This is a genomic window from Chengkuizengella sediminis (genome assembly GCF_010078385.1).
In the GTDB taxonomy this organism is placed as follows: domain Bacteria; phylum Bacillota; class Bacilli; order Paenibacillales; family KCTC-33759; genus Chengkuizengella; species Chengkuizengella sediminis.
Window position 1 is genome coordinate 19,137 of sequence record NZ_SIJC01000025.1, and the last position, 16,944, is coordinate 36,080.

General features: G+C 33.5%; 9 protein-coding genes and 1 pseudogene. All 10 read right to left on the reverse strand.

The window, feature by feature from the left end:
• Positions 1–124: 124 nt before the first annotated feature.
• The gene (locus EPK97_RS21160) at positions 125–2,494 is read right to left on the reverse strand and encodes a Kelch repeat-containing protein (protein ID WP_162038601.1); all 2,370 of its coding nucleotides are present in this window, start codon (positions 2,492–2,494) and stop codon (positions 125–127) included.
• A 44-nt stretch (positions 2,495–2,538) separates the two neighbouring features.
• Positions 2,539–4,893, reverse strand: a complete 2,355-nt coding sequence (locus EPK97_RS21165) for a Kelch repeat-containing protein (RefSeq protein ID WP_162038602.1) — start codon at positions 4,891–4,893, stop codon at positions 2,539–2,541.
• A 47-nt stretch (positions 4,894–4,940) separates the two neighbouring features.
• Positions 4,941–7,127 (reverse strand): hypothetical protein, encoded by a 2,187-nt coding sequence (locus tag EPK97_RS22475; protein ID WP_338075741.1) that lies wholly within the window; start codon positions 7,125–7,127, stop codon positions 4,941–4,943.
• A 544-nt stretch (positions 7,128–7,671) separates the two neighbouring features.
• Positions 7,672–10,827: a type I restriction endonuclease subunit R gene (locus tag EPK97_RS21175; RefSeq protein ID WP_162038603.1), complete on the reverse strand. Its 3,156-nt coding sequence runs from the start codon at positions 10,825–10,827 to the stop codon at positions 7,672–7,674.
• A 24-nt stretch (positions 10,828–10,851) separates the two neighbouring features.
• Positions 10,852–12,117 (reverse strand): restriction endonuclease subunit S, encoded by a 1,266-nt coding sequence (locus EPK97_RS22480; protein WP_162038604.1) that lies wholly within the window; start codon positions 12,115–12,117, stop codon positions 10,852–10,854.
• On the reverse strand, positions 12,107–13,699 hold the full coding sequence (locus EPK97_RS21185; protein ID WP_162038605.1) for a type I restriction-modification system subunit M: 1,593 nt from the start codon (positions 13,697–13,699) through the stop codon (positions 12,107–12,109). The genes EPK97_RS22480 and EPK97_RS21185 overlap by 11 nt, the downstream gene beginning before the upstream one ends.
• A gap of 19 nt (positions 13,700–13,718) precedes the next feature.
• Positions 13,719–14,042, reverse strand: a pseudogene (locus EPK97_RS22065) (restriction endonuclease subunit S); the annotation flags it as partial.
• Between the two features lie 509 nt (positions 14,043–14,551).
• On the reverse strand, positions 14,552–15,316 hold the full coding sequence (locus tag EPK97_RS21190) for a hypothetical protein (RefSeq protein ID WP_162038606.1): 765 nt from the start codon (positions 15,314–15,316) through the stop codon (positions 14,552–14,554).
• Between the two features lie 624 nt (positions 15,317–15,940).
• A complete protein-coding gene (locus EPK97_RS21195; protein ID WP_162038607.1) occupies positions 15,941–16,210 on the reverse strand; it encodes a hypothetical protein in 270 nt (89 codons plus the stop codon).
• A complete protein-coding gene (locus EPK97_RS21200) occupies positions 16,210–16,416 on the reverse strand; it encodes a hypothetical protein (protein ID WP_162038608.1) in 207 nt (68 codons plus the stop codon). The genes EPK97_RS21195 and EPK97_RS21200 overlap by 1 nt, the downstream gene beginning before the upstream one ends.
• Between the last annotated feature and the right edge of the window lie 528 nt (positions 16,417–16,944).

Here is a 16,944-nt window from a genome sequence, read left to right on the forward strand (position 1 = left end):
ACCTGTATTAACCATTCTATTTAAAGCATTTATCGATTTCGCCTTGTCATTCTCCGCATAATAATTGGAGAAAAGGCCTGTAGGTTAAACTAGTGACTAATAGGGTTAATATTAAGCTCCCCTCCTAGTTTTGAATGGTAGTTTGCTTATTGGTCAAATTCCCATTTTCATCATATTGGTATTGTGTTTCAATGTTTAACTCCAAAGGATTTACTGTAAAGGAATAGGGCTCCTCTGAAAAAATACCATCTCTACTAAATATTTTTATATAGTAGGCTTGTCCACCCTCAACAAGATAGTAGACTTTACCAGCTAAACTAGCACCTGTCCCAATTAAGTTTTGATTTCCATCAAAGATATGTACTTCGTAATGATTATCTATTGTGGATTGAAGTGTTAATTCATCAAGACCCGTTTGTGATGCTGTATATTGATAAAAATCCACATCTGAATCTGAAGAAATGGTTGTACTGTACGTACTAGAATAAGTAAAAGGAAACGCTGTAGTAAAGTCGTCGTTAGGCTCATAAGAACTAGGTAATTGTATATTACTTAAATAAATCCAGTCAGACCATTCTAATCCATCATTCACTCGTATACCAAAGTCCCATTCTCCATTCCCCAATGATGGAGTAGTATACGTTTTATCTAAAGAAGCTATCTCACTGCTATTATATGACCAGGTTTCCCAGTTATCTTGGGAACCAATGACTTGATATGCTAATTGTTCTTGATTATCTAAATCACTGTAGTTCCAAGCCAAACTTACACTGTTATTTGAAACTTGTTCATTATCACTATGAGAAGTAATCGTTAGTTCTGGTAAATTATTTATTTTTATATATCGAGGTTCTGAATATGGTGAAATCCCACTAGACTCATCCTCGATTCGTACTTTCCATCCATAAACATTCCCTCTTTCCAAAACATTTCCAGGGGCAGAATAAGAAGAGTTCTTTGTATTTATCCACTCTGAAGTATAAAACACTTCATTTGAAGGATTATCTATTTGTATTTGGAATGCATTCTGTGTATCCATTAGGTGCCAATTAAATGTTAAAGATGTACCCTCTACTAACTCTTCTTCATTTATAAAGCCTGGTGAAATAGTATTCGGCACATAATTAAGAACGGTTACTTCATTTGAATTTTCACCCTCACCTATTTGGTTAACAGCAGATATAATATAAAAATATGTAGTACCTATTTCTACATTTTGATCTACATATGAATTTTCTACTACATTGTCAGCAATGATTTCATAGGGTCCACCCTTGATATTTGATCTTTTAACCATATACTCATCGGCATTATTAACTTCTTCCCATGTCAATTGAATTTGTGCATTATTCATTTGTGCATTCACGTTTTGAGGAGTATGAGGTAAGATATCGATTTTTTCCACACTATCTTCAAAATCTCTCCCTCCGATTATATAGATGGATCCGTTTAAAGTATGACTCTGAGATATATATCTATCAAAAATTAAACTAGGCATTTCTATCCAAGTATTTGTTGCAGGGTTATACATTTCTACATCATTTAAATATGAACCTGAATTATAATCGATGCCTCCCATCACAAAAATTTTCCCGTTTATCGTTTGACTTTGGAAAGATGACCTTCTAAAATTCATAATACTTAACTCTGTCCAGGTATTCGTCAATGGATCATAAACTTCTACACTATTTAAAGAATCACTAGCTGAATGCTCATTTAAATACCCTCCCATTACATAAATTTTTCCATCTATCACTTCACTTTGAAACCATCCTCTGGTTTCATTCAAATCTCTAAGTGAAGTCCATGTATCAGTCCTTGGATTATATACTTCAAGTGTTGTAATGGGCTCAGCATTAGAATTATCATATCCTAAAACATAAATTTTCCCGTCGATCACGTGACTCGTATAAATTACGTTTAAATTCATATTACTCATTTCTGACCATATATTCGTTAATGGATCATACACTTCAGCGCTGTTCCCATCACTATCTCCACCTAATACATATATCTTCCCATCTATTACTTCAGTTTTAGAGCCCGTTCTTTCATCTTTCATATTACTAAGTTGTGTCCAGATATTACTTAAGGGATCATACACTTCAACCGAATTTGTTTTAGTAAAGTTTCTCAAATCAGCACTTATATGACCACCCATAACATAAATTTTCCTATCTATCACTTCACTTGTAAAGTTTGACCTAGACTGATTCATATTGCTTGATTCTATCCATGTATTTGTTAACGGATCATAGAATTCACTACTAGAATACCTTATTCCATCATCTAAATTATAACCGCCCATTACATAAATCTTCCCATCAACCATTTCACTTTGAAAACTAGTTCTTTTATGATTCATACTACTTACTTCTGTCCATACTTCTGTTTCATTTGCTTCAGTATATGTTTGTATGCTAGGTAATGGAATAATCGTAAAAAACATGATCAATATTAACCCAAATTGTATCCATTTTTTCTGCTTTTTCATCACTATATCCTTCTCCTTTTTTAAAGATAATTTTATTATTAAGGTTAATTTTTAATCGTTTTTTGCTTATTTGTTAAATTTCCATTGTCATCATATTGGTATTGTGTTTCAATATTTAACTCCAATGGATATACAGTAAATGAGTATGGTTCTTCTGAAAAACTACCATCTGAACTAATGACTTTTAAATAGTAAGTTTGTCCACTTTCTGTTAAAAAGTATTCCTCATTAAATGTGGTTAATTCTTCAACTAATTCCATATCACTGTTGTAAATATACAGTTCATAATTGACATCACTAGGTTCTATAAGTGAGACGTAATGAATCCCTGTTTGGTCTGATTCAAAAGAATAGAAATCCACATCCAAGGCAGAACTTATCATCGTACTATATGTACTTTGATAAGAGATTGGAAATGCTGTTGCTACATCGTCATTGGGTTCATAGGTCGTAGGTAAATGTATATTATTGATATATCTCCACTCTGACCATTCCATTCCATCAAATACTTTGATGGCAAAATCCCATTCTCCTCCTACTAAATAGGTAGTGGTATGAGTCATACTTGCTGATGAAATATCTCCTGAGTTATATGACCATGTTTCCCAGTTATCTTGTGAACCGATCACTTGATAACCCACTTGTTCTTGTGGATCTAAATCACTGTAATCCCAGGTAAACGCTACATTATTTTGATCCTCTTGTTGTTCATCAGTATGAGAAGTTATAGTTAGCTCTGGCAAACTGTTTATTTTAATCAATCTTTCTTCCGAATAAGGTGAAATCCCATCAAATTCATCCTGAGCACGAACCTTCCAAGAATACACCTGATTTCTCTGTAAGACTTCTTCAGGTATGGTATACCATACGTTTTCTGCCTGTATCCAATCCGAGTCATACACAATTTCGTCTAACTCATTCATAATTTGGACTTGAAAAGCACTTTGATGACGTAGTGTTTCCCAATTTAAATCTATAAGTGCACCTTCTACTAGCTCTTCACTATCAACATATCCTGGTGAAATAGAAATCGGTGCGGAATTAACCTGTGAAGAGACTTCATTGGTATGACCGCTTTCACCGCTTTCGGTTTTAGATGCAACGACATAATAATAAGTGATGCCGACCCCTACACTACTATCTGTAAATGAAGTTTCCTCGACATTGTCTGCTATAATTTCATAGGGACCCCCTAATGTTTCTGATCTCTTCACTACATATTCATCCGCGTTACCTACCATATTCCATGCAAGTTGTACTTTCAAATCTTCTGTAAAAGACATTAAATTTTTGGGAGTATTGGGTAATACAGTATATTTTTCAACACTTGTTAATGTTTTTTTATCAACATTGTACCCACCCATCACATAGATTGAACCATCTACAACTTGAGATTGATGTCCGTGCCTATCCACATTTAAACTCGGACCTTTTTGCCAAACATCCGTATCCGGATCAAATATTTTTACAGAATCAAGAAAACGGTGATCACTTCCACCAATAACATAAATATTATGATTCACGATTTCACTTTGGAAGTATTGTCTATTATCCGATTCCATACTAGAGGCCAGAACCCAAACTGGAGATGAATATGATAAATCCCAATATTCTACATTTTCTGATGTGAAATCACCATTTCCACCTATAACGTACAATTTATTATCTATTATTTCACTTTGAAAGTCATATTTTTTATGTTTTAGATCTCTTACGAAATCCCATTCATCTCTTGAAAAACTATACATTTCTACTTGATCTGTCCTATAACCACCAATCACAATTAATGTCCCATTCACAACTTCACTTTGGAATCGTTCTCTTGGATTATAAAGGCTTGCTTTATAATCCCAAACATTTATTAAAGAATCATATACTTCTACAGTCCCTAAAACATTTCCATCATCATCTACTCCACCCAATGCATAGATTTTCCCATCAATTACTTCTGTTTGAAACTTAGTTCTTGTATCATTCATACTTGTTAATTGAGTCCAAGTATTTGTTGATGGATCATACATTTCAACACTATCTAGTACATCCGTGCTATATACTCCTTGTCCACCCATCACATATATTTTCCCATCAATCACTTCACTATTAAAAGAATGTCTAGCAACATTCATATTTTCTATGTATGTCCAAGTATTTGTATCAGGATTATATACTTCTACTCTATTTGTTACTATATCTGAATGTTTGTTATACCCACCCATCACATATATTTTCCCATCAATCACTTCACTTTGGAATGATGATCTGGGATAATTCATACTATCTACTTCTATCCATCCATCTGTCTCGTTAGCATTCGTATTTATATTAGAATTTGGGAAAATAGTAAAACATATTATGAATATTAAGCTAAGATAAAGCCATTTTTTCTGTCTTTTTATCATTTTGTACTTCTCCTTATTAGTAAAATAAAAGTTTTATTCCGTTAACATTAATTTTCAATCGTTGTTTGTTTATTAACTAGATTTCCATTCTCATCATATTGATATTGTGTTTGGATGTTTATTTGCAGAGGGCTAACTGTAAAAGAATAGGCTTCCTCTGAAAAACTACCATCTGTACTGATAATTTTAATATAGTAGGTTTGATTACTTTCTACGAAGTAGTACACTTCTTCATTACCTGCAGTCATATAGTTCATATCGGCATCATAAATGTATACATCATAGTTTGTATTTTGTGGAACAATTAAAGAAACATAGTCAATCCCAGTTTTTTGTGGAATATATTTGTAAAAATCTACATCCACATCTGAATTAATTGTTGTACTATATGAACTTTGATAGATAATAGGGAATGCAGAATTAAAATCTTCATTTGGCTCATAAGTACCTGGTATTTGAAGATTGTTAAGATGTATTAATTCCGACCACTCCATACCATCGAATACTCTTATAGCAAAATCCCACTCTCCACCTGCTAGCATTGGAGTTGTATGAGTAGTAACCGATGATGTTATGACTCCCGAATTATATGACCATGTTTCCCAATTATCTTGTGAACCTAACACTTCGTAAGTTGTCTGTATTTGTGAATTCTCATCACTGTAATTCCAAGTGAAAATTTGACTATTTTCTAAGGCTTGTTGACCATCAATATGTGAAGTAATAGATAGTGTTGGTAAATTATTTAGTTTAATATATTTAACATCGGAATAAGGTGAAATCACACCAAATTCATCTTGAATACGTACTTTCCAAGAATAAACCTGATTTCTTTGTAATACCCCTTCAGGTACGGTATACGATACGTTTTCAGTTTGAATCCAATCCGAATCATACATAATTTCATCTAATTCATTCATAATTTGGACTTGAAAAGCACTTTGATGACGTAGTGTTTCCCAATTTAAATCTATGAATGAACCTCTTACTATCTGTTCACTATCCACATAGCCTGGTGAAATAGAAATTGGAGCTGAATTAAGCTGTGAAGAGACTTCATTGGAAGGATCACCTTCAACTCCTACACCGTTGACTGCACATATGACATAATAATACCTAGTTCCATCCATTGGATTTATATCTATAAAGCTTGTGGAGCTAGTTTCACCTACAATGTCATAAGGACCTCCTGGACTTGTAGAACGTTTAATTATGTAGCTTTCCGACCCAAAAACTTTATTCCATGAAATAGAGATTTGTGAATCATCAGATGAAGCTATTACATGAACTGGCTGGTTAGGTATTGGTACTGCAATATCTGTCCAATCCGATACGCCTGAGATTTGACCAAAACTATCACTACCTACACCCACCATACTTCCATCACCTTTTAGCGCTACTGAATGAAAAAACGTTCCTGCACTCACCTGTACGATATTTTCCCAACTCAATACGGTGGCTTGATCAATCTCACCTATTGCCACTACACTTCCATCGCTTTTTAGACCCAACGTATATCTTGGTCCAGCACTCACTTGTACGATATCTGTCCAATCCGATAAACCTGATATTTGACCATAATAATCACTACCTACGGCTACGACACTTCCATCACTTTTTAAGCCTACCGTATGTTGTCCTGCTGCACTCACTTGTACGATATCTGTCCAATCCGACACATTTTCACTATGAGCCTGACCTTCCCCTACATGCACTACACTTCCATCACTTTTTAATCCAGCTGTACGGTTATGATTTGCACTCACTTGTATGATATCTGTCCAATCCGATACATTTGTTTCACCATATCCATTTCTACCTACGGCTACCACACTTCCATCACTTTTTAGACCTACCGTATGATTGTGACCCGCACCCACTTGTACGATATCTGTCCAATCTGATACATTTGTTTGACCATCAGAATCAATACCTACAGCCACCACACTTCCATCGCTCTTTAGACCTACAGTATGATAACCCCCTGCACTCACTTCTATGATATCTGTCCAACTTAATACACCTGAAACTTGACCATAATTATCTCTACCTACAGCCATCACACTTCCATTACTTTTCAAACCTACGGTGTGATAGGTACCTGCGCCAATCAATGATTTTTTAACATCCTCATGAGTCAATGGAAAGTTAGTCACTTGAATTTCATTAGCTATTACTACTGTTGGGAATAATAATAAATAAATACTTAAAATTGCGATTGTTTTTCTCATCATTGTGTGATTCCTCCTAAGGTTTACATAATTTCATTGCCCTTCACTGTTTAAGCTAAATATTTACCCTCTTCTTTTTTAACAACATTTTCTATTGTATTTCAAATATTTAGAATTTCACAGAATTTAATTAACATATATAGGTGTAATAACCAAGGAAATAAAAGTAAATAGAATATTTAATAGTACCTATGGAAATCGAAATTTAGAGAAGAGGCATATTCACAGATACCGGGGATGGCTACGATGGCTAGAAAAGTAGTTATCATTAAGATGTAAGTTTAAAATAAAAATTGATCATTAACACCTCCCAAATCTATATTTTATGGTAAACAAAAAGAATCCATTTTGAAAAAAAGATTGATCCAAAATGGATTCTATATTTGAGGTGACTACTTAATTTTTATAAAAAAGTTTGATCATTTTCTACATGTTATGGACAACAAAGCTCTCTTTTGTAGAGTATCTATTACACACGCTTAAATTGTTGAAGAAAACGTAAATCATTTGCTAGAAATACCGTATATCATCAAATTTCAAAACGATTTTATCTCAACTCGTCATTCAAAGGTACAATGACTTCATCTAATGTCTTTCTCCACTGACGCTTCATTTCTGGTCCATATTTCAACGGTTTTGAATCTGGATGCACGGCTTTATACTTATCAAATTGCTTGCTGTTAATAATTCCCCCGATATTCGGAATAGGCTCTGTTCCAATCACATATTGAATAGCAGATGAATGCAGCTCCCGTTCTTCCACAAACCAAGTATTCGTAAATTCTTCAATCGCTTTATCATAGGAATCAGTGAAGAAACGTCGTTTCACTACAAGTATATCTTCCTCCGAATCTATTTCTTTGGTATCAAAAGCATTTAAAATCGTACGATATACTTCTTTAACAATTTCTGATTTTTTCAGTTTTTGGAGTGCTTTTTCGATCTCGTCACGGATGCTCTGATTATGGGCTGAGTATGTTCCTAATAGTCGATCAATATAGGTTGAGTCAATATCATAGATCTTAATAGCATTTTCTCCATAGAATTCAATGTCTGAAAAATCTGGTCCTGGTTCATCACTGCTCCCTTCATCAACTAGCGATCCCTTAACTGTATTGTACACGCCAATATATTCTTCTAAGGTCTTCACCTGGTCTTGAAGTACTTTTGACTTCTCCATTTCATCGTTGTATTCATCATACGTAATTAAAGCTTCGTAGGCATTATTCAACTCTTGGAAAGCTTTCACAAATTCAATCCTATTTTCAAGCGGAGAGTGCTCGTTAATTTCGGTTGGATTCGGCACTAATGTTTTCAATGTTTTGTGAGCCTTTTTGAAGCGCTTTTTCGATTTATCATAAGTTGGATAAACAAGGGGGGATTCCTCTTGTTCTTGAGAATATAACTTCGTCGCATCATTTACATTTTGTTCCATTGTTGACGGTTTTCGAAATGTCACAATCAATCCCTTTGCCTTTCCTGGATAAGTACGATTAGTTCTAGAAAAGGCTTGAATCAAATTGGCATAACTTAAATTTCGATCCACAAATAACGTTTGAATCGTTGGTGCATCAAATCCAGTCAATAAGCGATCTACGACAATAACAAGGTCAATTTGTTTCCCAATTTTTTTAAATTCTGCTTTTTTACAAGCTAAACGATTGTTGATGTCTCCATTATATCGTTCAATATCTTCTATCGACCAGGCAGTATGATAATAATCGTTATAGTCTTTGATAATTTCTTTCATTTCATCTTGAATTTGTTTCGAATCATCTTCGTTTTCTTGTATCGAATAGGTGATGGCAACCCGAGGGAAGTCTGAATCTTCAATCGTACGCCCTGTTCGTATCGGTTGTCCAACAAATTCTTTCGTCAACCATTCTGGATCCTTGGTCATTTTCTTGATTGCGTGATAATAGCGTTTCGCCATATCAATGGAACTTGTTGTTAAAATGGCAGACTTTTGTGGGCCGCCATTTTGGAAATCAAATTTGGTATAGGCGTTATCGGGTCGGAAAATTTTATGAATGACTTTTTGAATATGTTTATCACGTTCGAAAGTAGATGGTTCAAGATACGCTTCCTTTTCTATTCCATCCATTTGATCGATCATCTCATTAATTTCATCGTCACTAAAATGAGCATATTTTTCATTTTGACGCAGTTGTTTAAAAATACTATTTATTAATGATGTTGTTTCAATCGTATCTTCATGCTCTACTTGGAATCCTAAAACAGCCCCATCATCTAACGCATTCTTAATTGTATAAGTATGTAAGACTTCGCCATATTGATCATGAGTAGTCCGAGCTAATTGGCCTTTCGCTTGTTTTTTATTTACATCAAAGATCGGCGTACCTGTAAACCCAAACCATGTAGATTTTGGAAAGAACTTCTTAATCTCATCCATCCCTCCTGCACTTAACGCTCGATGGCATTCATCTACGACAAACACTATATGTTGTCCCAGTAGTTTTTTAAAGCGTTGGGTGCCTTTTTCTTCTTGTTTTTGGGCAAAGCGCAAGGCAGATTCTAATTTTTGACGAGTAGTAATAATCACTGTATTGGAATTTACATCAGACAGTAGAGTATTACTTAATTCTTTCGCACTTCCAGTACCAACAATCAAGCTATTAGATTTGGCATTACCTGAAGAAATTCCGGTATTAAACTCGGAAGCAAATTTGGTGAATTCTGTGGTAGTCTGATTGTCCAGGTCTTTTCGGTCAATGAGCATAATTGTGCGATCCACACCTGGTTTGCGAGCTAATAACTTCGTAGAAACAAAACTTGTCAACGTTTTTCCTGAACCCGTCGCATGCCAAACATATCCGGATTCATGTTTCATGGCAGATGTAAACAAGGCTTCAATGGCATGAATTTGATAAGGATGTAACACCATTAATACTTTTTCGTCTTGTTCCTCACTCACAATGGTATAATCGGATATCAAGCGATGTGCATCTGGAATATTTAAGACTTGCTTCACAAATTCATAGAGATTTTCTACTTTTCGATTGTCTTTTGTTCGCCAGCTAAAGACCAATTTCTTATGCATGTTTTTTGGCATCGCATTGGCAAAATAGCGAGTCGTTTGCTCGTTGGAAATGACAAATAATTGGAGTGTAGAAAAAATATTATTTCTAAATATCCCTTCTTCCGCGTATTTCTTAATTTGATTATACGCTTGAAATACACCGTCTTTGGCACTGACCTGTTTCAATTCAATCTGAACAATTGGTAATCCATTGATTAGAAGAGTCACGTCAAATCTGCGGTCACGACCATCAACGCTTGCCTTTTGTTTCGCAATCTGATGAACGACTTCATAAGTAGAGATACCGCCACCAATATCTTGGTTGGAATACAACACCAACGACATTGAACCCAGTGAAACATCTTCACGCTCAATTGTAATACGAGCAATTCCATTTTCCCCTTTGAGCCACCTAGCAGCATCAAAGGGTGTCTGTATTTTCGATAATAATTCTGTTTTAATCTTGTCAAATTCTTTATCAGTAATAGGATATTCTCCAACTTCTGATAAGTTATTTTGAGTGATTATTTTACGCAAGTTTTTCCATAGGTCTTCTTCTGATTTTAGATCGGGACGATAATTCCACTGATTATACCCTTCCCCTAACACATCAATCAGGCGGCGTTCCACTTCGGCTTCATCGTTATGCTTTATCTTTGTCATGTTTCTCCCCTTTTTTCTATTCAATTAGGCAAACAACTTTTGTAAGAAAGCTTTTTTCGTTTCTTTCAGTGCATCTAATTCACGTTGATGAAGAGTGATAGTTTCTTCCATTTTTTCAAAGAAGTTTCCGATTTTGATTTGTTCTTCTAATGATTTAGGGACTTGTACTTTTAACTGCGAGAGCGATTTTTGACTGACACCTTTAGCAGTACCTCCACTTGATAGTGATGATAATTCATTAAACACTTTAGGAGAACAAAGCAATACTCTAAGAAAGTTATTAGTTATTTTGTTCTCATCGACATCAAATGCTATGGTTCTTTGGCTAAGAATATATCCCTTATTATCAGGTACTTGAGCTACATTTCCCATGGGTGCTTCTGTCGTAAATAGTACCTGTCCTTGTTTTAATTCCCGTCCCCCCATCCATTTTTGATATAATTCTTCATCACCATAATGAGCATCAGCAGATGGATCTATGTACCCATTTTTTACATTCAAAGCAGATAGAGCCAAATAACCACTTTCACTCCATTCAAACCCGAGTTTTTTTGGAGTTCTACCTCTAAAATCTATAATATTTTTTATGTTATCAAAAAACTTACGCTCTTCCCATTCTCCCGTAAATCCTGGGAAACGAACTTCCGGCACGGACTCCCCTTCTTTTGGGAACATTTTTTGCAAGAACCCCAGTTTTGTTTGTATGAGGGTCGTTAGTTCTTGCTGATGAAGAAAGATAGTGTCATCTATTTTTTTGAAAAAGCTTCCTATTAGGGTTTGTTCTACTGGTTCAGGTAATATTATTGGAGTGTCTTTGGCTTGTTCAATAGTATAATGAGAGATTGTTCCAATATGTGTAATACTTGAAATATATTTACGTAATTGAGTCGTCACAAAATAAGAGTATAGAAAATATCCATCAATTTTATTTGCACTTTTAAGCCAGATCAAATCAGCATCTTTAAAATATAATGGTTCTGTATCTACTACGAGGTAAGGAATTCCTATAGTTCCTCCACCTGTTACTAATATATCTCCGGGTTGCACAAGACCAGATTTTTTAGAAAGCTCGTTGTATAAACTATATGAAATAAATGCTAGTGTATTTTTCTTTCCATAAAAGTTAGACACGACATCACTTGATCTGAAAAAACGAACACCAGATGTTGTCCACTCATTTTTGTGAACTCGAGCCGCAGAAGATATTTTAATTAGGTCTCCCAACTTACGATGCTTCCATTCTTCAGTAAATTCCACAAATCGAATTTCTGGTGTATGTTTATTTCTCACGATGAAACACCTCTAATGCTCCCTTAATCCATTCTACGTTTTCTTCATCAAATTGTAGTGAAGAAATCATGTCATATAGGCTAGATTCTAGTTCTGCTTTTTCTTTTCGGATGTCTTGAATTGTTGAGCCTATTGTAGCCATATCAACAGGTGCTTCTTCCTCAAAGGTATCTACGTAGCGAGGGATGTTCAAATTGAAATCATTCTCTTTGAGTTCCTCAAAGGAAGCGAGGTGGGCATATTTCTCCACATCTTCGCGCTTCTCATACGTTTCGGCAATCTTATCAATATTTTCTTTGGAAAGTTTATTTTGGTTCTTTCCTTTTATAAACTCATTACTTGCATCAATAAATAAAACATCACGAGTGATACGATTTTTCTTCAAGATTATGACTGTTGTTGGAATCGATGTCCCAAAGAATAAGTTTGCTGGCATGCCAATTATGGAATAAATACTGCCATCTTCTAATAATTTCTTACGAATCACACCTTCTGCAGCTCCACGGAACAGTACCCCGTGTGGCAAGACGATTGCCATTGTTCCCGTATCTTTCAAATGATAGAATCCATGTAAAAGAAAGGAAAAGTCTGCTTTTGATTTTGGCGCTAACTTCCCGTAACGATTGAAACGAGAATCATCTAAGAATGTGTCATCTGCGGACCATTTCGCAGAGTAAGGTGGATTCATAAGGACCGAATCAAAGGTATAAGGCTCATCTGTCGGCCAATCTTTGTTCAATGTATCCCCATTTCGTAAACGTATATCTTCTTTATCAACCCCATGCAAGATCAGATTCATCTTCGCTAGATTATAGGTTGTTGTATTTAGTTCTTGTCCATGGTACTTTACACTATCTGGATGGTTAATATAGTTTCGAATATTCAACATCAAGGAACCTGATCCCATGGTTGGGTCATATACGCTAAACAATTTTTTATCTTCTTGACCCATTGCGGCAATACGAGCCATCATGTCAGATACTTCATGAGGTGTATAGAATTCTCCAGCTTTCTTACCAGCTTCTGAAGCAAATTGACTAATCAAGAACTCATAGGCATCCCCAATGACATCGCCATTATGGCCTATTACATCGATATCGTCTAGTTTCTTCAGTACTTCTGAAATGGTTATGTTTCTTTGTTGATCATCTGATCCCAGTTTTTTTGAGTTCAAATCTATATCGTCAAACAATCCATTAAATTGGTCATATTTCGTAGACAAATCAATAAAGGCCTTGTTCAAGTCATTCAACTGAAACGTGTTTTGTTTCGCTTGACTGGTTAATACATTGAATAAATACGCTGATTCAATATGATACCCCAATGTATCTACTAACGTTTCAATCAAATCATGTTTTTCCTCTTCATCTGCTAATAAATTCAGATACAATTGAGTTTGTTTTTCTTGTGTGTTGTATTCTTCCAGCGATTCATCTGCTATTTCAACTACTTTTTCTAATAACTTATCAGATAAGTACTTATAAAAGATCAATCCTAATAAATAGTTTTTGTATTCTGATGCATCCATTTTGCTTCGCAAGTTGTCTGCGGCACTAAATAATTTTGAGTTTAATTCAGCCATATTGAGTTCCTCACTTTTTCTATGATTGTTCTAATTGCTTCAATACTTCTAAATAAAGTTGCTCTTCAAGTTCTGCTTGTTTCTTTTGCCAAAGCTAAGCGCTTTTTCAAAAAGAAATAAGCTTTTCCAATCGTCCGTTGTTTCTCAATACTTGGTAACTCGATTTCAACTCTTTTAAAATCGCTGAAGTTAATTTTGGCACAGTACTTCCTTGCATGGAAATTGCCATTTGCTTTTTCATTGAGTATGATTCATTCAACGCATAACATAAATAGCCGCTATCCAAATGATCATGTTCAATAATAAGTTTAGCAAAGTTTTGGTTTATAATCTTCCCTTGGTTTCTACTATTCGATAATAAAATTAGTTTCAATATTAGTGATAAAAGTAATCAAATCAAAAAAAGCACATTTAAAGTAGTTATTATTCGTTTTTTTCGTAGGCTCAATCGATTAATTTAATCAAGAACTTTCGGTCATTTCACTTTTTTCGGTACCCTACAAATAGAGGGTAGATTCGTTGACCACGGTAATACTTTATCCATTAAGATTTATTATTCATAGTTTTAAGGATGAAAATTATTTAGCTAATAAAATACTACTTGTTTCTCAAGGTGAATAAGATATATTCACTTAATATTCCTTTCCATTAAAACATATATAAGTGTTGATTTAAATTAAAGTTTGATCTAAAAATTCATGCAAACTAGTATTCTATGGCAAACAAAAAGAATCCATTTTGAAAAAAAGATTGATCAAAATGGATTCTAGAATCAAACTTTCCTTTAAAATTACAACGTATTATTCGTAGTGGAATTTCCTTTCCAATTATAATATCTCGATCATTGCTTCATTACTTTGAATTAGCTTCCATATATTTTATTAGTCTATTGTCTTTAGGATAATAAACGTAAAAGGGAAAATAATTTTTAGTTCTATTAGAGTGTGGATATTCTTTAAGGATATGCCTTTCATGATCTATTGTATAAACAAAATGGAGTTCAGCTAAAGTCTTTTCTATCTCATCATCAGAAATCTTTAATATTTGATAGACTTTAGGATTTATTTTATTAAAATAACGGAAAATAGATATATATGTATATAAAAGAGTCAAATAAATTATAAACCACGCTATGAAATATAAGAATATTTTTGCGTTAGAATTATCATAGAAATTTGTTGTTAGATATTCATTTTTTGTATTCATTCCTATTAATACAGTAAAAACTAAAACACTAATCCCATTAATCGCAAGTATTATATTGGTGATTTTCCTTAGTCTAAAATGCAGAGTTGAAAATATAGAAATTATAAAAACAACAACTAAAATCAAAATTGAAATCAAAATTGTAAATACCGTTATAGGAGTAATAATTTTATCTATAGTTTTAAAGATAGGACTATCAATATTGTAGTTAATAATGTGAATAAAACCAATTATTATACAGCTAATGAATAAAATATCTATAAAATTATCCCATACCCTCTTATTAATGGGTGTCAAGATTATTTCTGCTACAGTCTTATTGATTACAGATGTAATTGTTCTTATTAACACAAGTATAATACCTAATATTGGGAGATAAATACTTACTGCATCATTTATTAATTCATTCATTTCTTGTAATCCCTTTCCCTAATTTTTAATCACCTATGTTCATATTCTTTTACCTCTTTTTTCGTAATTACTTTCGACAAAAACTGATAATTTTCCTCTCATTCTACAAAACAAGCAGGAATCAAACGCCATTTCGTTGATGTTCCTCCTCATTAGTCTCGCATTATTATTTTAAGATACTTCAATCCTTTTTTTCCAAAGCTAAACCAATTTAAGTAAAATGTTGCTTACTACATGAAAAATATGTATATAAATTTCATAAAAATAGTCCTTTATTCATATAAATTTAGTTCAAAAAGTTTACCTTCATTACTTGGACTAAAATTTAAATTATTACATTAATGTAGATTTTATTAAGTCTCTGTTATAGAATAGGAAGTATCCACAGTCTTTTACTCCTTTTAAAGATTTCTGTGGTTTATAGTCTTGTGTTTACCTTTTGGTAAATATGTTTATGGGCAATGCTGTACTTGGGGAAGTACAGTAGAGGAGGAGAGGACTTGTTTGGGGGGGGCCCCAATCGCTAAAGTCCTTTCTTCCTTTTTTATTTATTAAATGAATACTTTGGTTATTTTTTCTAAAATATTAGGTTATAAGTTATACCTCCTTTATATTTTAATTCGTTTAATGACGAATGACATTTTCACTATCAATGATATCTAAAGACTTTATAAACCCTATCGCAATAAATTCTAAGAGTTCATAAATATCTCCATTATCTTTTTCAACTTTAAGAATTTGTTTTTCTACTAGTTTTTGATGTTTATAATCTAATCCTAAAATAATCAAAACAACAGTTTTAGCGTGTATATAACGCTCAAATCCATTAATCTTAATAACAAACAAACGATTATCTAAGGCTTTGCCATCAAAATATGTTTTTAAATTCGCCATCAGCATACATACCTTAATAAATATATTTCTTTTTTATTAAATGTAAAATCTTGCTTCTCTAAATCAGGAATATGTGAAGCCAGGACAGTTGTATTTTGATCTAAAGAAAATGTATCATCAGTTACATTTACAATCCTACCTTTGAAACATCCTATATTATTAATAGTGACAACTACTTCATTATTGAGTGTTAATATATCTGTCATAATATTCACCCTCCTTATATTCAACAGTAATATCTTGATGAAATTAAATGTGTAAAAAAAGACCGCAAAACTCTAAAAAGAGTTCATACGATCTTTTGACTAGCAAACGTTACTGGTTGCCTTATATACTTCAACTTTTTCGTCCAACGTCATATTTATTTAAAGGATAGGGATCACCCCTTGTCCTATAATAAAATACGACAAGGGACTCCCTCCCTTCTTAAATTTAAATGCAAAAAAAGTATGCTTCAATTAACAACACACTTTGTTTCTTTAGTTCAAGTCTCTGTTTAAATCAGCACCTGAAGTAAGTATAATTTTTTGTTTCTCTCATTTTATCAGCGAGTATCATCCTATTTTGATACATGAGAACGTCGCTTATTTCAAAACATTTCTATTTTGAACTTGACCCGTTATCAATTGATACTTGGGTTATCTATTTGAAAAATAGACTTCCTCTCTTTTTAGAAAAGAGATATTCACCACATCCTGCGCATAGGAGAAGAATGGAATGAACAATATAGTTAG

Bases quoted from the DNA above. Each gene is read 5' to 3' on its own strand.
- EPK97_RS21160 (WP_162038601.1), bottom strand. From the start codon at position 2,494: ATGAAAAAGCAGAAAAAATGGATACAATTTGGGTTAATATTGATCATG.
- EPK97_RS21165 (WP_162038602.1), bottom strand. From the start codon at position 4,893: ATGATAAAAAGACAGAAAAAATGGCTTTATCTTAGCTTAATATTCATA.
- EPK97_RS22475 (WP_338075741.1), bottom strand. From the start codon at position 7,127: ATGATGAGAAAAACAATCGCAATTTTAAGTATTTATTTATTATTATTC.
- EPK97_RS21175 (WP_162038603.1), bottom strand. From the start codon at position 10,827: ATGACAAAGATAAAGCATAACGATGAAGCCGAAGTGGAACGCCGCCTG.
- EPK97_RS21185 (WP_162038605.1), bottom strand. From the start codon at position 13,699: ATGGCTGAATTAAACTCAAAATTATTTAGTGCCGCAGACAACTTGCGA.
- EPK97_RS21190 (WP_162038606.1), bottom strand. From the start codon at position 15,316: ATGAATGAATTAATAAATGATGCAGTAAGTATTTATCTCCCAATATTA.
- EPK97_RS21195 (WP_162038607.1), bottom strand. From the start codon at position 16,210: ATGGCGAATTTAAAAACATATTTTGATGGCAAAGCCTTAGATAATCGT.
- EPK97_RS21200 (WP_162038608.1), bottom strand. From the start codon at position 16,416: ATGACAGATATATTAACACTCAATAATGAAGTAGTTGTCACTATTAAT.